This is a genomic window from Hyphomicrobiales bacterium, assembly GCA_016125495.1.
Classification (GTDB): Bacteria; Pseudomonadota; Alphaproteobacteria; order Rhizobiales; family RI-29; genus RI-29.
Genome location: WGLQ01000002.1, coordinates 253739 through 272668, shown reverse-complemented (window position 1 = coordinate 272668; position 18930 = coordinate 253739). Strand labels below are relative to the sequence as shown.

Genomic DNA, 18930 nt, shown 5'->3' with positions numbered 1-18930 from the left:
CACGACCATGACCGACATCACCGCACTATTCCCCGGCTTCGAGGAACGCACGGTTCGCCTGCCCGGCGCCGAAATTTTCTACCGCATCGCCGGCAGCGGCCGGCCACTCGTCCTCCTGCACGGTTACCCCCAGACCCACGCCATTTGGCACCGCATCGCCGGCCCGCTCGCCGAGCGCTTCACCCTGGTCCTTCCGGACCTGCGCGGCTACGGCCGCAGTCGGGGCCCTGCGGCCGACCCCGCCCACGAGAACTATTCCAAGCGCGCCATGGCCGGCGACATCCTCGCCCTGATGCGCTCCCTCGGCCACGAGCGCTTCGCCGTCGGCGGTCACGATCGCGGCGGGCGCGTCGCCTACAGGCTCGCCCTCGACCAGCCGGACGCCGTCACCCACCTCATCGCCGTCGACATCCTCCCGACACTTGAGATCTGGGAGGCAATGGATGCGGACGCCGCGATCTCCGCCTATCACTGGCCCTTCCTGTCGCAGCCCCATCCGCTCCCGGAGACACTCATCGCCGGCGCACCCGAGTATTACGTCGACCACACCCTGGCGAGTTGGGCCGGTACACGCGACCTCTCCCCGTTTTCGCCCGAAGCACTCGCCGACTACCGCGCCCTGCTCACCTCCCCGCATGGCCGCACGGCCGTCGCCGAGGACTACCGCGCCGGTGCGACATACGACCGGGCCGCCGACCGCGAGGACCGTGCTTCCGGCAGGAGGATCACCGCCCCGATGCTGGTGCTTTGGGGTGAAGACTACGTCGGCGCTGGAAAGACTTCCCCCATCGACATCTGGCGCCGCTGGGCCGCCGACGTCACCGGCGTTGCCATCCCCTGCGGCCATTTCCTAGCCGAGGAGGCGCCCGAGCGCACCCTCGGCGCCATGCTGGCCTTCCTCGAAGACCGCCCCGAGGTGCCACAATGAGCGACCCGAAATACCCCGCCACGCCCGCCGCGCCGCGGGATGGAACGCTCGCCCCCCGGCAGGACCGCTCCTTCGCCCTCGCGCTCGGCGGCGGCGCCGCTCGCGGCCTTGCCCACATTCCCCTCCTCGAGGTGATCGACGAGTTCGCCATCCGACCACGCGTCATCGCCGGCACCTCGATCGGCGCACTCATCGGAGCGGTCTACGCGAGCGGCATGCCCGGCCGCGACATCCGCCGCTACGCCAAGGACTTGTTCGCCTCCCGCACGGAACTCGTGCGCCGGCTCGTCACGCGCTGGCCCGGCTCGATCGGCGCACTCTTCAACCTGACGACGCCGGCGATCGTCAATCCCGAAACACTCTTTCGTATCCTCCTGCCGGATACGCTCCCCGAAACCTTCGAGGAGCTTTCCATTCCGCTCCGCGTCGTGGCGACCGACTTCCACGCCCAGGCCGAGGTCGTGCTCTCGAGTGGTCCGCTGCTGCCGGCCATCAGCGCCTCTTCGGCCCTTCCGGCGCTGCTGACGCCCGTTCGCATCGGCGATCGCATCCTCATCGACGGCGGCTTCGTCAACCCCACCCCATTCGACCGCATCCGCGACGCCGCCGATCTCACCATCGCCATCGACGTCACCGGCCAGGCCGGCCGCCGCAAGTCCGACATGCCGAGCTCGATCGACACCTGGGTCGGTGCCGCCCAGATCATGCTTCACAGCATCGTGACGGAAAAGCTGAAGTCGGAGCGGCCCGACCTGCTCGTTCGCCCCCACGTCGCCCCCTTCACAGTGCTGGACTTCTACCGGATCGACGAGATTCTGGCGGCGGCCGAACCCGCCCGGGACGAACTGCGCCGCGGCCTCGAGCGTCTGCTCGTCGGCGCGCCGGATGCGGGCGGGCCACCCGATGTGATTTTTCTGCCCTCCACATGACATCGGCGGGCTTGCGCCCGGAGCCCCTTCGGCGCACCTTTCGTCGGGCGGCCCACCGAAGAGGAAAAAAACATGTTCGACCCGGCCCCGATCCGCGCGCTCGCCTTCGACTATTACGGCACCATCGGTGACAAGCATGGCCTCGGCGCGGCCATCGACCGGCTCGTGCCCGGTGGCAAGGGGGCGGCACTCGCCAAACTGTGGTTCCTGACCTGCCAGCGTTATTGTTTCCAGATGGGGATGATGGAGCGCTACCGGCCCTGGAACGAACTTACGCGCAGCGCGCTCGACTATGCCGCCGCCGATCTCGGCGTCATCCTCGACGATGCGGTGCGCGATGAACTGCTCGAGGCGGATCGCAAGGTGCCCGTCTACCCGGAGGCGCCGGCCGCGCTGGCCCGTCTCGCCGCTCGCTTTTCCCTCCACGTCCTCTCGATGGGCGCCCCCTCGATGATCGAGGCCTCCCAGGAACGCGCCGGCATCCGGAAGCATTTCACCTCCATCCTGACCACGGAGCCCGACCGTGTCTACAAGCCGGGCAAGGCCGCCTATTCCGTCGGCGTGCGCGGGATCGGTCATCCCGCCGAGGCGATCGGGTTCGTCTCCGGTAATTCCTTCGATGTCATCGGCGCGAGCAACTTCGGCTTTCCGAGCTTCTGGGTTCGCCGCTACGGTCAGCCGCTCGATGCCCTCGGTCCCGAGCCCGATCTCGTCGTTGCCGACCTTGCCGCCTTGGCCGACGCCCTCGGCGCCTGAGGGCGTCGGCGGCCCCGACGTCAGGATCCGTCGTCGCGGCCTGCCCGCCGCACCGAAAAGAAGTCGACCAGCAGCGCCCGCGCCTCGCTCTCGGCAAAACCTCCGAAGTGCTCGGGCGCATGGTGGCAGGTCGGCTGCGAAAAGAACCGCGGCCCGTGCTCGACCGCCCCGCCCTTGGGATCGTCCGCACCGTAATAGAGACGCGCCACCCGGGCGAACGAGATCGCCGCCGCGCACATCGCACAGGGCTCGAGCGTCACGTAGAGTTCGGAGCCGACGAGCCGCTCCGAGCCGAGCCGGGAGGCGGCTGCGCGGATGACCAGGATCTCGGCGTGCGCCGTCGGATCGTGTCGCTCTCGCATCCGGTTGCCGTCCGCCGCCAGCACCGCGCCATCCGCCCCGACCAGCACCGCCCCGACCGGCACCTCACCACGCGCCGCCGCCGCCATCGCCTCGGCGAGCGCGCGTTCCATGTGGCTCTCGGCGCACGGCGGTGTCATAAGGACCTGGCTCCCGTTGCAGCGGCGCGGAGCCGCGAGCTGGAGGCATCAGATGGCGGACGACAGGGAACGTCAAGGTCGTGGCAGAGGCCCGCGCGGACCGCGACCGGGCAGTGCCGACCGATCGACGGAAAGGCCCGCATCGAGGCCGCGCCCGCACGCCAAGCGCCCGAGGCCACGAACGGATGCGCCGGAGCGGGCCTCGCCCCCCGAAACCGACGGGACGGTGCTCCCGGCGGCAACCACCGCGCCGGGCGCCCCCGAGCGCATCGCCAAGGCCATCGCGCGGGCGGGGGTTTGCTCGCGCCGCGACGCCGAACGCCTCATCGAGGAAGGGCGTGTCCGCCTCAATGGGACGCCGCTTACCACTCCCGCCGTCAACGTCGGGGCCAGTGACGAGATCACCATCGACGGCAAACCCCTGCCGGCGCCACTCGCTCCCCGCCTCTGGCGTTACCACAAGCCCCGCGGCCTCGTGACCTCCCACCGCGACCCCGAGGGCCGCCCGACCGTGTTCGATGCCCTGCCGCCCGACCTGCCCCGCGTCGTCTCGGTCGGTCGCCTCGACCTCAACACCGAGGGTCTGCTGCTGCTGACCACCTCCGGCGACCTCGCCCGCCACCTCGAGCTGCCATCGACCGGCTGGCTGCGCCGATACCGCGTACGCGCCCACGGCAGCGTCGAGGTCTCGGCCCTCGAGGCGCTCGCCGCCGGTGCCGAGGTCGATGGCGTGCGTTACGGTCCCGTCGAGGCGCGCCTGGACAAGGTGCAGGGGGCCAACGTCTGGCTGACCGTCGGCATCCGCGAGGGCAAGAACCGCGAGGTCCGCAAGCTCTTGACGCCCCTCGGCCTCGACGTGAACCGTCTGATCCGCCTCTCCTATGGTCCCTTCCAGCTCGGCGACCTCGAGCCGGGCACGGTCGAGGAGGTAAAGGCGCACATCCTGATCGATCAGCTCGGCCGTGAGGTCGCGGAAGGCATCGGTGTGCGCACACCGCACGCCGCCGGAGCAAGCCGCCGGGAGGCGCGTGCGGAGCGCGAGGGCAACAGGAGCGAACGAGCACCCGGCGATCGCCCGCGCACCCGCCCCACCCCTCGCCCGGACCGACGCCCGACGTCGGGTGCTCCGGTAAATCGGCGGGATGACGAGCGCCGGCCGGCGCCCCGTGACCGCGCCGATCGCTCACGGGAGGCACCGCGCGGCGAACGACCCGAGAGGACCGGCGGCGAACGCCCGCGCCGGACGCAAGGACCGGAGAACGGCTGGCGACCGGAGCGCGCCGATGCCCGCAGCGAGAGCCGAGGCAATGACCGCGGCCCGCGCCCCGGACGGAGTGCCAGACCGGAGCGGAGCGGCGGCCCGGCGCGCGGCGACAGGCCCGAGCGGGACGCCAGACCCGAGCGGAGCGGGAGACCGGAGCGGAGCGGCGGACCCGCGCGCGGCGACAGATCCGAACGGAGCGGCAGACCCGAACGCAGCGGGAGACCGGGGGCCGGCGGCCCAACCCGGCCAGATCGACCCCGTCGCGGCCGCCCCTGAGCGGCTGGGCCGCCAACCCCGAGGAGCCTGTCACCAACATGAGGATCGTCGCCGGCAGATACCGGGGTCGGGAGTTGAAATCCCCATCCGACAGCGCCGTGCGCCCGACCGGCGATCGCATCCGCGAGGCGCTTTTCAATATTCTCCTGAACGGCCGCGATCCGGTGTCCATCGAAGGTGCACGGGTGCTCGATCTCTTTGCCGGCACGGGCGCACTCGGTCTCGAGGCCCTGTCGCGCGGCGCCGTCTTCTGCCTCTTCGTCGAGGAGAATTCCGATGCCAGGGCCCTCGTGCGCGAGAATGTCGAGCGCCTGGCGGCAACCGGCATCGCCAAGATTTTCCGCCGCGATGCGACCACCATGGGCGATCCCGGAAGCATGCGCGCCTTCGATCTGGTGTTTCTCGACCCACCCTATCGCAAGGGGCTCGGCGAGAAGGCGCTCGCGAGCGCGCTCGCCGGCGGCTGGCTCACGACGGGCGCCAGGATCGTCTGGGAGGAGGCCGCCGATGCCGAGGTCGCGATCCCGGACGGCTTCGAAGTGATCGATGAACGGACTTGGGGAGAGACGACGGTGCGGTTCCTTTCCCTCCGCACCGCCGGCCCGGCCGGGGACCCGCCGCGCGGTTGATCAGCGCCGGGCGAACAACCGCTCGATGTCGGCGAGGCTGAGACGCACGAACGTCGGCCGGCCATGGTTGCATTGCCCTGCGTTCGGCGTGCGCTCCATCTCGCGCAGGAGTGAATTCATTTCCGCTCCCGTCAGGCGCCGACCGGATCTGACGCTGCCATGGCACGCCATCGTCGCCGCCACGTTCTCGAGACGCTCGACCAGCGGCCGGGCGTCATCGTCCTGCGCGAGATGATCGGCGAGGTCGCGCACCAGCCGCCCCGCATCGACGTGACCCAGCATGGCCGGCGTCTCGCGCACGATGACGGCTTCCGGTCCGAACCGCTCGATATCGAGGCCGAGCCGGCGCAATTCGTCGGCCATGTCCGCCAGCCGCCCGGCCACCTCCGCATCGCCGACCGTCACCACCTCGGGCGTCAGCAAGCCCTGTCGCGCGAGCCCCCCTTCGCGCATCGCGGCCTTGAGGCGTTCATAGACGATGCGCTCGTGCGCGGCATGCTGATCGACGATGACGAGGGCGTCCTGCGTCTGCGCGATGATGTAGTTTTCATGCACCTGCGCGCGCGCCGCCCCAAGAGGATTATTTTCCTCCATGGCATGCGGTGTCACCGGATTGGCCGCACCGACTGCTCCGACAGCACCCGGGCCGGCGTCTCCCTGGGAGTGCGGTCGCGTGTCGGCGGAGGGCTCGAGCACTGCCGAGAGCTGCGTCTGGCGCGCCTCGCCGAGGCCGAACGCGCCCCCACCGCCATCGAGCGGAGCCTGCCAGTCCCCGGGAACACGGATGCCGGCTCCTCCTGCGGCCGCGCGTCGCCGGTCGGCAATGAGTTTCATCGTCTCGCGCCCGCCGATCGAGGAATTGAAATGCCCGCTCGCGGCCAGCGCATCCCGGATCGCCCCGACCAGCAGCCCGCGCACCAGCCCCGGATCGCGGAACCGCACTTCCGCCTTGGTCGGATGAACGTTGACGTCGACCTCGTGCGCGGCGATGTCGATGAAAAGCGCCACCATCGGATGACGGCCCTTCGGCACGGTGTCGCCATAGGCGCCCTTGAGCGCGCCGAGCAGAAGCCGGTCGCGCACCGGCCGGCCATTGACGAAGAGGTACTGGTGCTGCGCCGTTCCACGGTTGAGTGTCGGCAGACCCGCGAGCCCGGCAAGGAGCACCCCCTCGCGCGCCGCGGCAATGGTCATGGCCCCGCCCGTGAAATCCTGCCCCATGATACGGTGAAGTCGCTGCGCGAGTCCGTCGATGCCCGCGCCGCAGGCCGCCAGACGCAGCCCCGTGCGTTCGCCAGTCGCCAGCGTGAACGCGATTTCGGGATGCGCCATCGCAAGGCGCTTGACGGTCTCGGCGATCGCCGCGCTCTCGGCCCGCTCCCCCTTCATGAACTTGAGACGAGCCGGCGTCGCGGAAAAAAGATCCTCCACTTCCACGCTGGTGCCCGGATTGTGCGGTGCCGGGCGAACCGCCCCTTTCTGTCCTCGCACGATGCGGATTTCGCTCCCGTGCGCATCGCCCCGGCGCCGCGAGCGCAGCGTCAGCCGCGCCACCGACCCGATCGAAGGCAGGGCCTCGCCGCGAAAGCCGAGCGTCGCGATGTGAGTGAGGTCGTCGTCGGCGAGCTTGGAGGTCGCATGGCGCTCGACGGCGAGGAAAAGCTCCTCGCCCGACATGCCCTGCCCGTCGTCGGTGACGCGGATGAGCGAGAGGCCACCGCCCGTCGCCACGATATCGACGCTGCGCGCGCCGGCATCGATCGCGTTCTCCACCAGTTCCTTGACGACGCTGGCCGGGCGCTCGATCACCTCGCCCGCGGCGATGCGGTTGACGGTCTCGGGTGACAGCTGGCGGATGGTCATGCGGCCTCCGGATGGCCCCGGCGGCCGGAGCCGCTCATGCCTGCCGGTCGCTCCCGGCTTCGAGGAGAATCGACTCGGCAACGACGTGCATCATGACCTGCCCCAGCCCTCTCGGGTCAAGCCTGCGGCAGGTGATGACTCGCTGGCGACGCCCTTCGAGCGCTCCCCTCGTCATTTCGCGCTCGCTGAGCGCACCGAGCGCCTCCCCGAGTGGGCGCCCCGCCGGCGCAACGAGGCCGGACGCGCGGAGCAGATCGGACTCGATGCATGGCCCGCACAAGGTGTCCTCGAGCACCAGTTGCGTGCGCGTTCCGAAGCCCCAGGCGCGCGCCGGCGCACTCCGTGCGAGCGCGAGTTCCCACCAGGACGCGAGCGGTACGAGGTGACCATGCCGGCTCGCGACCTCGTGCGGCCCCCCGTCGCCACCCGCCACGAAGCGTGTTCCGGTGGCGGGCGCTGCATCCTCGACTTGCGCGTGGAGGAGCGCCAGCACATCCCGCGCCCCCGCGCGCCAGTTCGCGACATCGAGACCGCGCGCGAGCCCGACGAATTCCGTCGTCGTCGAGAAGGCCGCCCGAAGATCGGGCACGCCGGCCGGATGCGCGAGCATGGCAAGACCGAGTGTGCGCGCCATGGTGTGCGAGCCACCGCCCGTCCCGGCACCAGGCCCCGCGATGACCAGGACACGGTCGCCGAGGCTCTCGGCGAGCCCACCCTGGCGCAGCGCCTCGATCAGGCCGACGCCCATCAGCCGCGTCCCGGGCGTGTCCTCGTTCCCGGCCAGCAGCACGAACCGTAGCCGTTCCATGTCGGCACCGACCAGCAGCGCTTCGAGCGCACGCGCGTCGGCTCGATCGAGGAACCGCACACGCGGTCGCTGCAGTTGGCCTTCGATGCGCTCGCCGGGAACGTTCCACCCCGTGAAGCCGGCCACCACCTTGGCCAGCGTCGCCAGTTCGCCGTCGCCGACGAAGACGATGGTTCCGGCGCCTTCCGCGAGACGTCCGTAGGCGCCGGCCACCGCGAGATTGCCGTCAGCGCCGCGCGGCTCGCCCGCTCCGCTCGCGGGCCACCCTGCTCCCTCGGAAACCGTCAGTCCGACGCGCTCGGCCAACGTCCGCAGCCGGGCCTCGCCCCCCGCAGACCCGTGCGCGCCGACGGCATCGCCCGCCGCACCGATGAAACGCTGCCCGTAGAGCAGCCCCGGGCAAGGCGCGGCCATCGCGCTCATCAGCCGGCTTTGCCATTGCCCTGCGGCCGCCCGACGATCGTCACGATGAGACTGTCCGGGCGCAGCAGGCGTTTGGCGACACGGCGCAGATCCTCCATCGACACGCTCTCGATCAACCCGTTTCGGTTGTCGATGTAATCGATGCCGAGTTCCTCGATCTGGATCCAGAGCAACTGGCTCGCGATTTTCGAACTCGTGTCGAAGCGCAGTGCATAGGAGCCGATGAGATACTGCTTGGCGTTCGCCAGCTCTTCCTCGCCCGGCCCATCCGCCAGCATCTCCTCGAGCACCTGCCGGATCACCGTCAGCGATTCCTCGATCGCCTCGTTCTTGGTCGCGACGCCACCGAAGAAGACATGTGAACGCTCGTAGGGATCGATGTAGGAATAGACGGAGTAGGCAAGGCCTCGCTTCTCGCGCACCTGCTCGGTGAGGCGAGAGGAAAATCCGCCGCCCCCGATGATGTAATTGAGCACGAACGCGGCAACGTAGTCGGGGTCCTTGCGCGCGATACCCGCATGCCCGAACTGCGCGACGGCCTGCGGGTTGTCCATTTCATGGAGAGTGCGGCTCGGCCCCTTGGCCGGTAGCACCTCTGCGATCGCCCGCAGCTCGCCGGCAGCCGGCAAGGCACCGAACACTGAATCGATCAATCGTCCGGCCGCTTCCGCCGTGATGTCGCCGACAATGCTGATCTTGAGGCCGTCGCGCGCGAAGGTGTTGCGACGAAAGCCCTCGAGATCGTCGCGCGTGATGGCCGCCACGCTCTCGGGCGTACCCTTGACGGGCCGGCCGTAGGGATGCGTGCCGAAGGCCGTCTCGAACCAGAGCCGCGCAGCGATGCTCTGGGGATCCTTGGCATCGAACGCGAGGTCGGAGAGCAGGCGCGTGCGCATCCGCTCCAGCGCGTCGGCATCGAAACGCGGCTGTGTCAGCGCCAGCCGGAGGAGATCGGCTCCTTCGTCGAGATGCTCGGCGAGTGACTGGAAGCTGCCCGTGAACTGGTCGCGCCCGGTATCGAAGCTGAGCCGCATGGCGAGGTCTTCGGTCCGCTCCTGGAATACCTTGGCATCGAGGTCTCCCGCACCTTCGTCCAGCATCGTGGTGAGGAAATGCGCAACGCCCGGACGCCCGTCCGGGTCCTGCGTGGCGCCGCCACGGAAAGCGAACTGCATGGCAACGAGCGGCAGTCCGTGCTCTTCGACGAGCCAAGCTTCGATGCCGAGAGGACTGACCACGCGTTGTATGTTCACGGCTTCGGCCTTCGAGGATTGCAGAGAGACGGTGGCGATAGCGAGCAACGCGAACGCGACAAGTCGCGCGGCGCGCCCGATGGCACCTGGCTGACGCATGATTTGGGACTCCCGATCAGGATCTCGAGGCCGGCGGCTGCGTGGCCGCTGGCGAAGCAGGTGCACCCAGCTCGATCGCTTTCGGCGTCAGGTAGCCCGTCGCCGATTTGCGAATGTCGAAATAGGTCCGCGCGACACGCTGGACGTCCTCGACGGTGACGGCCGCCACCCGGTCCGGCCAAGCCTCGATGTCCTCGATGGTCTGGCCCGCGGCGAGACCTCCTCCGTAGCGACGCGCCAGGTTCGACTGGCTGTCGTTGCCGTAAACGTACTCCGCCCGGAACAGCTTCTTGGTGCGTTCGAGCTCGATCTCGGTGATGCCGTTCGCGATGAGGTCGGCAACGACGCCATCGATCGCCGCCTCGAGTGTCTCGAGCGCGACGCCGTCGACCGGCACGCCGTAGAGCCCGATACGGCCACTGTCGAGGGCGGTGCTGGTGAACCAGCCGCCGACGCTCGAAGCGATCTTCTGCTCGGTGATGAGCTTGCGGTAGAGACGGCTGGTGCTCGAGCCGCCGAGCACGCGCATCAGCACGTCGATGGCCTCCGCGTCACCCTTGGGCGCCGTCGCATAGCTCGGCGCGAGATAGAGCCGCTGCAGCATGGGCTGCCCCGCCCTCTCGTCGACCAGCGTCAGACGCCGGGGCGCGCGATGCGGCGGCTCGGCGACGCGAGGTTCGCGCAGCGTCGCCGGATTGGCCGGAATGACGCCATAGGTCGGCTTGGCCATCGCCACGACCTCCTCGAGCGTCACGTCGCCCGCCACCACCAGGATGGCGTTGTTGGGCGCGTAGTAGCGCTTGTAGTGATCGATGGCGTCTTGTTGCGTCAGCTGCGCGATCTCGTGCTCCCAACCGATCACGGGAATACCGTAGGGGTGGGCCTGATAGAGCGTCGCCATAAGCTCCTCGTTGAGGATGCTTCCAGGATCGTTGTCGACCCGCGAACGCCGCTCCTCGAGGATCACGTCGCGCTCGGTCAGCACGTCCTCTTCCAGCAGGCGCAGGTTGGCCATCCGATCCGCTTCCATTTCCATCATGCGGGCGAGCTGCGTCTTGGCGACCCGCTGGAAATAGGCCGTGACGTCCTGCGAGGTGAAAGCGTTGTCCTGCCCCCCGAGCCGCGCGACCGCCTTGGAGAAGTCTCCCCGCGCGATCCGGTCGGTGCCCTTGAACATGAGGTGCTCGAGGAAATGGGCGATGCCGGACTTGCCGCGCGGTTCGTCCGCCGCCCCGACCTTGTACCAGACCATGTGCGTGACGACAGGTGCCCGGTGATCCGGGATGACGACGATCTCGAGGCCGTTGTCGAGGCGCGCGGACTGGGCGCGCTGCTGCGATGACTGGGCTGCGAGCGTCGAATGCGAGACGAGCATGGTCATGGCGAGGGCGAGCGTTCCTTTGAGGAGGGTTCTGACGGCTGGCATGGCGAGCGACCTCGGGCAAACGTGGCGCGGACGGCGTCCGGGAGCAATACTGCGTTGACGGCAGCTTGGATCTCGGCACTGGGACATGGGGCAACGCCCATCGGCCGAAAGTCAAATTACATGTTTGACAGACGACAGCAGGCCTGCCGCGCCATTGGCGCTCGCGGTTGTCGGGAACATCCGCTTGGCGATCTGAATCTCGTTGCCGCCCCGGTTCTGGTCGTGCGGCGGGAGCGGTGCGACCACCTGATGCAACGGGCGCCTACCGCGACGAAAGCCATCGCACGGGGGCGATGCACCGCGTCCGACCCAGCGGTCAGCGATCGTCGTCCTCGACGGGACCGCCGAACAGCTTCTTGAGCATTTCAGCCGCTTGCGTGGTGCAGAGCGCACCATTTTCCGTGATGCGGCGGAACTCCTCGGGCTTCGTGCGCTCCATCCAGTCACGGTCGTCGCACATCGCCCGGATCTGCTTCTCGCGCAGCGCCTTTTCGGCCTTCGCGGTCAGGTCCGGGTCCGTTGGCCAAGCCGGATCGAGCGCCGCCGTGTGCACGGTTCCGGGCACGGCCGGCTCTGGAAGCTGCGGCGCCGGCGGCATGACCAGCGGCGCACGCGGCTCGACGAAGCGCTCCTTGTTGGCCTCGTTGAGCGCGGCCGAACTGACGCCCATGACGTCGAAAATCTTGCCGTTGAGCTCGATACCGTCGGCGGCACAACCGCCGAGACCGGCGGCCACCACGATCACCGCCACCTTCGAAAGGAACGATCCCCCCCGACGCTGCGCTGTGCTGTTCATGGTTCCCCCGATCCCCGCTCCACTTCCCCGCCTCGCAAACCCCTTGGCGACACGGGCGGATCTCTCCGGATGGGTGCGGGACTAGCCCTGATTTGCGGCGGTTTTCCGACTCGCCCAGAAAGACTCATACAAGAGCAGGCCCGCGCCTGCAACGATGGCGACGTCAGCGAGATTGAACACGTACCATCGCCAGCCAAAGGCATGCAGCGAGTAGAAGTCGGCGACACCGCCGAGCAGGATCCGGTCAACCGCGTTGCCAGCCGCCCCGCCGATGACGAGACCGAGGGCGACGACCAGCAGCCGGCGATCGGCCCGCCACATCCAGACCCCGAGCACGAGACTGACCGCGACCGCGATGCCGGCGAGCACGAGTTGACCGTTCGGCCCCTCGAGCTGGAAGAGACCGTAGCTGATCCCGCGATTGAGCACGAAAACGAGGTCGAGGAAGGGCGTCGCCGGCACGAGGCCCTTGTCGCCGATCCGATAGACCTCGATCATCCACCACTTGTTGGCTTGGTCGACCAGCGCGGTGGTGAGCGCGATGGCGATCCCGAGCCAGCCGTGACGCGAGCCGGCGACGAGCCGTTGCGGCATCAGCGGATCCTCCCTTGCCTGCCGGCGGGTTGCGCGGACGGTCCGATCCCGGTGAGCGAGGCCGATGGGCTCATGCTCCGCCTGCCAGCCCGAGAGCCCGCCGTTGGCGCACGGCCTCGGCGTCGCGCGAACTGAGCGTCGGGAACTCCGGGTCCTGACCGACGTCCGGCACGAACCGCCACGAGCGCTCGCAGCGCTTGCCCTCGGCCCGCCGCGCGACGACCGCGACACCCGCCACGTCCTCGAGCGTGAAAGCTCCCTTCGGCGGCTTCGTCGTCTTCACCGTCAGCACGCTCGTGATGCAGACCTCCGCCATGTCGACGCCCTCGAGCGCCGCCAGCAGGTCGCCGTCCGTGACGTGCACGATCGGTGCCGCCTCGAGACTTGAGCCGATCCGCTTCTCGCGCCGCTCGACCTCGAGCGCACCGTTGACGACCGAGCGCACGCGCCGCACCTTGGCCCACTTGGCCGCGAGCACATCGTCGCGCCAGTTCGCCGGTACCTCGGGGAAAGTTTCGAGATGGACGGAACGCTCGTCGGCCTCCCCACTCCGCGCGAGCCAAGCCTCCTCGCTGGTGAAGACGAGGATCGGCGCGAGCCAGACGGTCACGTGGCGGAACAACTCCTCGACACAGGCGAGCGCCGCGAGCCGCTTGGTGCTCGCCGGCGGCTCGCAGTAGAGCGCGTCCTTGCGCACGTCGAAATAGAACGCCGATAGCTCTGTGTTCATGAATTGCGAGAGTGTCGCGACCACCCTCGCATAGTCGTAGCGCCGATAGGCCTGCCTGACGACGCCGTCGAGTTCGGCGAGGCGGTGCAGCATCAGCCGTTCGAGTTCCGGCATGTCCTCCAGCGCCACCGCGCCGGATGCGGAACGGGCATCCGAAGGCGCCACCGCGCCGGATGCGGAGTGGGCATCCGAAGGCGCCAAAGGATAATGCGCGAGGGTGCCCAGCATCCAGCGCAGCGTGTTGCGGATCTTGCGGTAGAGATCGGCGAACGAACGCATGATGTCGGTCGAGAGGGTGACGTCGTTGGCATAGTCCGCGCCAGCCACCCAGAGGCGGAGGATATCGGCGCCGGACCCCTTGATCGCATCCTGCGGCGAGACGCCGTTGCGCGACGCCTTCGACATTTTGTTCCCGGCTTCATCGAGGACGAAGCCGTGCGTCAGGACGACGTCGTAGGGCGCGTGCCCGCGCGTGCCGCAGCTCTCGATGAGGGAGGAATGGAACCAGCCGCGGTGCTGGTCCGAGCCCTCGAGGTACATGACGATGTCGTTGCCGCCATCGACCCGCCGTTTGAAGCCGTAGAGACCCGGGAAATGCTCCTTGTCCTCCAGCACGTAGGTGTGGGTCGATCCGGAATCGAACCAGACGTCGAGAACGTCGTTGACCTTCTCGAAGTCCGCGGGATCGTAATCGGGGGCAAGGAAGCGCGCGCCGTCGGGGTCTGTGAACCAAGCGTCCGCCCCCTCCGCGTGCATGGCGTCATAGATGCGCCGGTTGACCTTGGGATCGACCAGGACCTCGTTGGTGCCCTTGGCGACGAACACGGTGATTGGCACGCCCCAGGCACGCTGGCGTGAAATGACCCAGTCGGGCTTGGCCTCGATCATGCCGGTGATGCGGTTTTCTCCCGCCGCCGGCACCCACTCGGTCGCGCGGATCGCCTCGAGCGACACCTCGCGCAGGCTGCGCCCGCCGAGCGCCTCGATGGGCTTGTCCATGTGGATGAACCACTGTGGCGTGTTGCGGAAGATGACCGGCTTCTTCGAACGCCAGGAATGCGGATACTGGTGCTTGAGGCGCCCGCGCGCGACCATCATGCCGACCTCCGCCAGCGCCTTGATGACCGCCTCGTTGGCCTTGCCTTTTTCTCCTTTTTCGGTGATGACGCGTTCGCCGGTGAAGCCCGGCGCGTCATTCGTGAAGGCGCCGTCGGCATCGACCGTATAGGGGATCGTCGTGTCGATGCCGCGCGCGCGAAGGCTGCGCTGCACGTCGGCGCGCATCCAGATGTCGAAGTCCTCGCGCCCGTGCCCGGGAGCGGTGTGCACGAAGCCCGTGCCGGCGTCGTCCGTCACGTGCTCGCCATCGAGGAGGGGAATGTCGAATTGATATCCCCCGAGCCCCGCGCCGCGCAGCGGATGGGCGCAATTCATCATGAAGAAATTCCGTCTGCCGACGGATTTCAGGCGCTCGAATTTCGTCGCCTTGGCAGATTTAAAGACGTCAGCCGCGAGCTTGTCGGCGAGGATGTATTTCTCGCCGACCTTCGCCCAGTTGCCCTCCGGCGCCTCCGTCACCTTATAGAGGCCGTATTCGATGCGCGGATTGTATGAGATAGCCCGGTTGCCGGGGATGGTCCATGGCGTCGTCGTCCAGATAACGATTGACGAATCAAGCAACTCCACCGCACTGGCCGAGTCATCACTTGCAGGGCTGACGCCAGGTTCAGGACTCGCGCTGGCGCTCACCACCGGAAACTTCACCCAGACCATGTCGGACTGGTAGTCCTGGTACTCCACCTCCGCTTCCGCGAGCGCGGTCTTTTCCACCACGCTCCACATCACCGGCTTCGAGCCGCGATAGAGCTGGCCCGTCTCGGCGAACTTCATGAGTTCGCGCGCGATCTGCGCCTCGGCCGGGAACGTCATGGTCGTATAGGGATTCTTCCAGTCGCCCTCGACGCCGAGCCGCTGGAATTCCTCCGACTGCACCGCCATCCAGTGCTCGGCGAAGGCCCTGCACTCCGCGCGGAAGGCCTGCATCGCCGCCGGATCGCCGAGGTTCGGTTTGGCCTTGCCCTTGGCCATGTATTCCTCCTCGATCTTCCATTCGATCGGAAGACCGTGGCAGTCCCAGCCGGGCACGTAGTTGGAATCGAAACCGAGCATCTGCTGGCTGCGCACGACGAAGTCCTTGAGGATCTTGTTCAGCGCATGCCCGATGTGGATGTTGCCGTTGGCATAGGGCGGCCCGTCGTGCAGCGTGAAGCGCGTACGCCCCTTGGCCTGCTCGCGCAGCCGGGCGTAAAGGCCGGTCCGCTGCCAGCGCTCGAGCAGCCTCGGCTCCATCTGCGGCAGGCCGGCGCGCATTGGAAAGTCCGTCTCGGGCAGATAGAGCGTCGCGCTCCAGTCCGCCTCGCCGTCCCTGCCTGCATCCCTGCCGGCGCCAGCCGGCTTACCGGCAGTCTTGCCGGCGCCCGTCGCCTCGCCCGCACCCTTGGCGTCGCTCGTCTTGGCCATGTCGCGATTGCATCCTGCCGCCCGATACGCGCGTCCGGTGCCGTCCCGCCGCCGCGCTGAGGCGCACGAACTCGCGGTCCCGGCCGCCGGAGGCGCCGATTCGCCCCGGTTCTAGCAACGCGGGCTCGCAGTGGCTAGCATCGCGGTCGTTTGCCGGATTGCCGGAGCACCCTCGCGGCGCTCCGGCTGACGGCCTCCAGCAAGGTCCCTCAGAACCCCGCCCACGTCTGCTGGCGTGTGCCGTTGCAGTCCCACACCTGCAACTTGCAGCCGTTCTCGGCCTGACAAGGGGCGTGGACGTCGAGGCACTTGCCCGCCCCCGAGCGAATTTCGCCGCCGACCAGGAGCCAGGTCTGCTGACGCGTGCCATTGCAATCCCAGACCTGCACGTTGCAGCCGTTCTCGTTCTGACAGGGTGCATGGACGTCGAGGCATTTGCCCGCTCCCGAGCGGATCGTGCCGTTGGCGAAGAACCAGGTCTGCTGGCGCGTACCGTTGCAATCCCACACTTGCACCTTGCAACCGTTCTCACCCTGGCAGGGCGCGTGGACGTCCACGCACTTGCCGGCGCCCGAGCGGATCTCACCGGCGCTCGCTGAGCCAGCCATCATCACCGCGAACGACAGAGCCAGAATGGCCTGTGACAATCGAAACATGTCCGTTCTCCAGTCGTCGGATCGCCTCGCCGTACCACGACCCTCGATCGGCCGCACGCGATCGGGAGGCTCGATTGCGGCCCGGCCCGGCGTCCCGCCCCGACGCAAGCGTGGCCTGCACGGTCCTGCCCGGTGCCGCATACGGAGCATCACGCCGATTTGTGTCGGGATGAAGAAACACACATCACTCCATTCGGGTTCCATTTGCCTCCGCTGTCGCCACAAAGGAGAATCTGTTTTCATGAAGGAAGGAAGGGTGTAGTCTGACAATGCAACTTGGGCTCTCGTGCGAGTATACCGCCATGCGTGTCCGCCGCGTCCACCTGCTCCGTCGAGCTGGAGAGTGCATTTCGACCATCCTGCTGCTCGCAACTTTATCCCTCACCGCACCGGTGGCACACGCGGACGACGCCGCGTTGCTCGCCGCCCACAACGCCCATCGCGCGCGCCACTGCGTGCCGCCACTGTCCTGGTCCAACCAGCTCGCCGCCGAGGCACGCCAATGGGCGGCGGCTTGCACGTTCCAGCATTCGCCGCAGGCCTTCCAGGGCACCAACGGCTTCGGCGAGAACCTCTTTTGGGGAACCGGGCAAACCGACCGCAGCGCCGTCGACTGGTGGTACAATGAGATCGCGCGCTACAATTTCGACGCCCCCCGCTTTTCGAACGATATCGCGCACTTCACCCAGCTCGTTTGGCGCGCGAGCACGCAGCTCGGCTGCGGTGTCGCCAACTGTGGCGGGCGCACCTACTGGGTCTGCCGCTATTCACCCCCCGGCAACTGGAACGTGAACAACCCCGGCGTTCTTGCCGCGAACGTGCCCCGCCAATGCACGGGCCAGCCGGGCGGAGGCGCGAGTCCGGGCGGCGGCGCGGCTCCCGCTCCCCAGGGGGGCGGCGCAACTCCAGGTGGTCGCGGCCAGTGGTCCGCATTCGCAACGAACTACCGGGGTTACTGGGGCTATGGCGTGCACCAGGCCGATCAGGGTACGGCTTCGCAGCTGGCGCTGAACGGCTGCGGCGGATCGGCGCGCAACTGCAAGGTCTTCTGGACGACGACCGACCGTTGCGTCGCCTATGCCGAAAGCCGTTCCGGAGGCTTCTGGCTGGCGGCCGGTGGTGGCACGAGCGCCGACGGCGCCCGCGCCAACGCGCTGCGCTTTTGTCAGAGCGGCACCGCACCAGCTGGCACGTGCGCGGTCAAGCTGGTCAACTGCCGCTGACCGCAAACCGCCCGGTCGCGGTCTCATGCCAACTCCGCAAGGGAGCATGACCGCGACCGTTGGCCCTACTGCCCCCGCGTCAACCTCAGAACGCGCCCGTTCGTGTCGTCGAGCAGCAGGACGGAGCCGTCGGCCATCACCTCGACGTCCCGAATGCGCGAGTCGAGCGCTTCGAGCATCCGCTCCTCGCCCGTGATCCGCTCGCCGTCGCGCGAGACCCGCACCAACGCTTGGCCGGCGAGAGCCCCGACGAGGAGATCACCCTTCCAGGCGGGAAACATGTCGCCCTCGTAGAACGCGAGACCGGACGGGGCGATCGAGGGATCCCAGTAGTGCAGCGGCTGCTCCATGCCCTCCCTGGCCGTACCGATCCCGATCTTGGCACCGGAATAGTCGCGCCCGTAGGTGATGACCGGCCAGCCGTAGTTGCGTCCCTTCTCGGGCCGGTTGATCTCGTCGCCGCCGCGCGCGCCATGCTCGACCGTCCAGAGGTGCCCGGTCTCGGGATCGAGCGCGGCGCCTTGCACGTTGCGATGGCCGATCGACCAGACCTCGCCCGCCCATCCGGCCCGCCCCTCGCCCGCCGGGTTGTCCGCCGGCACGCTGCCGTCCGCCGAGATGCGGATCACCTTGCCGATGTGGTTGGCGGGATCCTGAGCATCATCCTTGCGCCCGTAGCGGTCGCCCGTCGTCACGAATAGGGTGCCATCACGCGCCGGCACGATGCGTGAGCCGAAATGGTGCCGGCTGGCGACCGCCGGCTGCTGAACGAAGATGTCGCGCACGTCCTCGAGCTTCATGGCCGCGAGATCGAGGCGTGCGCGCAGGACCGCCGTCGAATTGCGCCCGCCACCCGCTGGCCGGGCGTAGCTGAGAAATAGGGTGCCGCTTTGCGCGAAGTCCGGCGCGAGCGCGACGTCGAGCAGCCCGCCCTGGCCGCCGACGGCGATCGCCGGCAGGCCTTCGAGCGGCGGGGAAACGCGCCCAGAGCCCGTTCGCGAGGGATCGACGATCCTGATGCGCCCTTCTCGCTCGGTGACGAGCAGCCGGCCATCGGGCAGGATTTCAATCCCCCATGGATGATCCAGCCCGCCCGCCACCTCCTCGACGAGGACGGCGTGCGCGCGCGTATCGATCCGCTCCGCCTCGGCCGCAGGCGCGCGCGGCGCCCAGAGCGCGACGAGACCGGCTGCGATCCCCGCCGCCAGGATCAGCAGCCGCCACTTCCAGTCCGTGAAATCGGGTTTCATCGCTTCA

At 68.4% G+C, this 18930-nt stretch carries 16 protein-coding genes; 6 read left to right on the top strand and 10 right to left on the bottom strand.

Going from position 1 to position 18930, the window contains the following annotated elements:
* Positions 1 to 7 precede the first annotated feature (7 nt).
* From GC150_01750 to GC150_01740, 3 genes are all read left to right on the top strand, one after another.
* Complete coding sequence (locus GC150_01750) at positions 8 to 928, top strand: alpha/beta fold hydrolase (GenBank protein MBI1383624.1); 921 nt, start codon at positions 8 to 10, stop codon at positions 926 to 928.
* On the top strand, positions 925 to 1857 hold the full coding sequence (locus GC150_01745; GenBank protein MBI1383623.1) for a patatin-like phospholipase family protein: 933 nt from the start codon (positions 925 to 927) through the stop codon (positions 1855 to 1857). The genes GC150_01750 and GC150_01745 overlap by 4 nt, the downstream gene beginning before the upstream one ends.
* Positions 1858 to 1929: 72 nt before the next feature.
* On the top strand, positions 1930 to 2613 hold the full coding sequence (locus tag GC150_01740) for a haloacid dehalogenase type II (protein MBI1383622.1): 684 nt from the start codon (positions 1930 to 1932) through the stop codon (positions 2611 to 2613).
* Positions 2614 to 2633: 20 nt separating this feature from the next.
* Here GC150_01740 and GC150_01735 read toward each other — a convergent pair whose 3' ends face one another.
* A complete protein-coding gene (locus GC150_01735; GenBank protein ID MBI1383621.1) occupies positions 2634 to 3086 on the bottom strand; it encodes a nucleoside deaminase in 453 nt (150 codons plus the stop codon).
* Between the two features lie 79 nt (positions 3087 to 3165).
* Between GC150_01735 and GC150_01730 the strand changes: the two genes are divergently transcribed.
* Together GC150_01730 and rsmD are read left to right on the top strand one after the other, a co-directional pair.
* Positions 3166 to 4653: a pseudouridine synthase gene (locus tag GC150_01730; protein MBI1383620.1), complete on the top strand. Its 1488-nt coding sequence runs from the start codon at positions 3166 to 3168 to the stop codon at positions 4651 to 4653.
* A 38-nt stretch (positions 4654 to 4691) separates the two neighbouring features.
* The gene (gene rsmD, locus GC150_01725) at positions 4692 to 5282 is read left to right on the top strand and encodes a 16S rRNA (guanine(966)-N(2))-methyltransferase RsmD (protein ID MBI1383619.1); all 591 of its coding nucleotides are present in this window, start codon (positions 4692 to 4694) and stop codon (positions 5280 to 5282) included.
* Here rsmD and mutL read toward each other — a convergent pair whose 3' ends face one another.
* The 8 genes from mutL to GC150_01685 all read right to left on the bottom strand — a co-directional run bounded on the left by mutL (position 5283) and on the right by GC150_01685 (position 16450).
* Positions 5283 to 7145, bottom strand: coding sequence for a DNA mismatch repair endonuclease MutL (gene mutL / locus GC150_01720; protein ID MBI1383618.1), 1863 nt, complete (start codon positions 7143 to 7145; stop codon positions 5283 to 5285).
* 34 nt (positions 7146 to 7179) lie between these two features.
* On the bottom strand, positions 7180 to 8376 hold the full coding sequence (locus GC150_01715) for a hypothetical protein (GenBank protein ID MBI1383617.1): 1197 nt from the start codon (positions 8374 to 8376) through the stop codon (positions 7180 to 7182).
* Positions 8376 to 9728, bottom strand: a complete 1353-nt coding sequence (locus GC150_01710; protein ID MBI1383616.1) for an insulinase family protein — start codon at positions 9726 to 9728, stop codon at positions 8376 to 8378. Before GC150_01710 ends, GC150_01715 begins: the two co-directional genes overlap by 1 nt.
* Positions 9729 to 9744: 16 nt before the next feature.
* Positions 9745 to 11154 carry an insulinase family protein gene (locus GC150_01705; GenBank protein MBI1383615.1) on the bottom strand — a complete coding sequence of 470 codons (1410 nt, stop codon included), beginning with the start codon at positions 11152 to 11154 and terminating at the stop codon, positions 9745 to 9747.
* A gap of 316 nt (positions 11155 to 11470) precedes the next feature.
* A complete protein-coding gene (locus tag GC150_01700; GenBank protein MBI1383614.1) occupies positions 11471 to 11950 on the bottom strand; it encodes a hypothetical protein in 480 nt (159 codons plus the stop codon).
* Between the two features lie 81 nt (positions 11951 to 12031).
* Positions 12032 to 12544, bottom strand: coding sequence for a signal peptidase II (locus GC150_01695; protein ID MBI1383613.1), 513 nt, complete (start codon positions 12542 to 12544; stop codon positions 12032 to 12034).
* A 70-nt stretch (positions 12545 to 12614) separates the two neighbouring features.
* The gene (locus tag GC150_01690) at positions 12615 to 15794 is read right to left on the bottom strand and encodes an isoleucine--tRNA ligase (protein ID MBI1383612.1); all 3180 of its coding nucleotides are present in this window, start codon (positions 15792 to 15794) and stop codon (positions 12615 to 12617) included.
* 209 nt (positions 15795 to 16003) lie between these two features.
* Positions 16004 to 16450, bottom strand: coding sequence for a hypothetical protein (locus GC150_01685; protein MBI1383611.1), 447 nt, complete (start codon positions 16448 to 16450; stop codon positions 16004 to 16006).
* A 269-nt stretch (positions 16451 to 16719) separates the two neighbouring features.
* Between GC150_01685 and GC150_01680 the strand changes: the two genes are divergently transcribed.
* The gene (locus GC150_01680) at positions 16720 to 17673 is read left to right on the top strand and encodes a DUF4189 domain-containing protein (protein MBI1383610.1); all 954 of its coding nucleotides are present in this window, start codon (positions 16720 to 16722) and stop codon (positions 17671 to 17673) included.
* A 65-nt stretch (positions 17674 to 17738) separates the two neighbouring features.
* On the opposite strand, the gene GC150_01675 is transcribed toward GC150_01680, so the two are convergent.
* Positions 17739 to 18923 carry a PQQ-dependent sugar dehydrogenase gene (locus GC150_01675; GenBank protein MBI1383609.1) on the bottom strand — a complete coding sequence of 395 codons (1185 nt, stop codon included), beginning with the start codon at positions 18921 to 18923 and terminating at the stop codon, positions 17739 to 17741.
* Positions 18924 to 18930 lie beyond the last annotated feature (7 nt).

Coding starts and splice junctions, on each gene's coding strand:
- GC150_01730 (MBI1383620.1), top strand. CDS start 3,166: ATGGCGGACGACAGGGAACGTCAAGGTCGTGGCAGAGGCCCGCGCGGA.
- GC150_01745 (MBI1383623.1), top strand. CDS start 925: ATGAGCGACCCGAAATACCCCGCCACGCCCGCCGCGCCGCGGGATGGA.
- GC150_01675 (MBI1383609.1), bottom strand. CDS start 18,923: ATGAAACCCGATTTCACGGACTGGAAGTGGCGGCTGCTGATCCTGGCG.
- mutL (MBI1383618.1), bottom strand. CDS start 7,145: ATGACCATCCGCCAGCTGTCACCCGAGACCGTCAACCGCATCGCCGCG.
- rsmD (MBI1383619.1), top strand. CDS start 4,692: ATGAGGATCGTCGCCGGCAGATACCGGGGTCGGGAGTTGAAATCCCCA.
- GC150_01705 (MBI1383615.1), bottom strand. CDS start 11,154: ATGCCAGCCGTCAGAACCCTCCTCAAAGGAACGCTCGCCCTCGCCATG.
- GC150_01695 (MBI1383613.1), bottom strand. CDS start 12,544: ATGCCGCAACGGCTCGTCGCCGGCTCGCGTCACGGCTGGCTCGGGATC.
- GC150_01715 (MBI1383617.1), bottom strand. CDS start 8,376: ATGAGCGCGATGGCCGCGCCTTGCCCGGGGCTGCTCTACGGGCAGCGT.
- GC150_01700 (MBI1383614.1), bottom strand. CDS start 11,950: ATGAACAGCACAGCGCAGCGTCGGGGGGGATCGTTCCTTTCGAAGGTG.
- GC150_01750 (MBI1383624.1), top strand. CDS start 8: ATGACCGACATCACCGCACTATTCCCCGGCTTCGAGGAACGCACGGTT.
- GC150_01740 (MBI1383622.1), top strand. CDS start 1,930: ATGTTCGACCCGGCCCCGATCCGCGCGCTCGCCTTCGACTATTACGGC.
- GC150_01710 (MBI1383616.1), bottom strand. CDS start 9,728: ATGCGTCAGCCAGGTGCCATCGGGCGCGCCGCGCGACTTGTCGCGTTC.
- GC150_01680 (MBI1383610.1), top strand. CDS start 16,720: ATGCAACTTGGGCTCTCGTGCGAGTATACCGCCATGCGTGTCCGCCGC.
- GC150_01735 (MBI1383621.1), bottom strand. CDS start 3,086: ATGGAACGCGCGCTCGCCGAGGCGATGGCGGCGGCGGCGCGTGGTGAG.
- GC150_01685 (MBI1383611.1), bottom strand. CDS start 16,450: ATGTTTCGATTGTCACAGGCCATTCTGGCTCTGTCGTTCGCGGTGATG.
- GC150_01690 (MBI1383612.1), bottom strand. CDS start 15,794: ATGGCCAAGACGAGCGACGCCAAGGGTGCGGGCGAGGCGACGGGCGCC.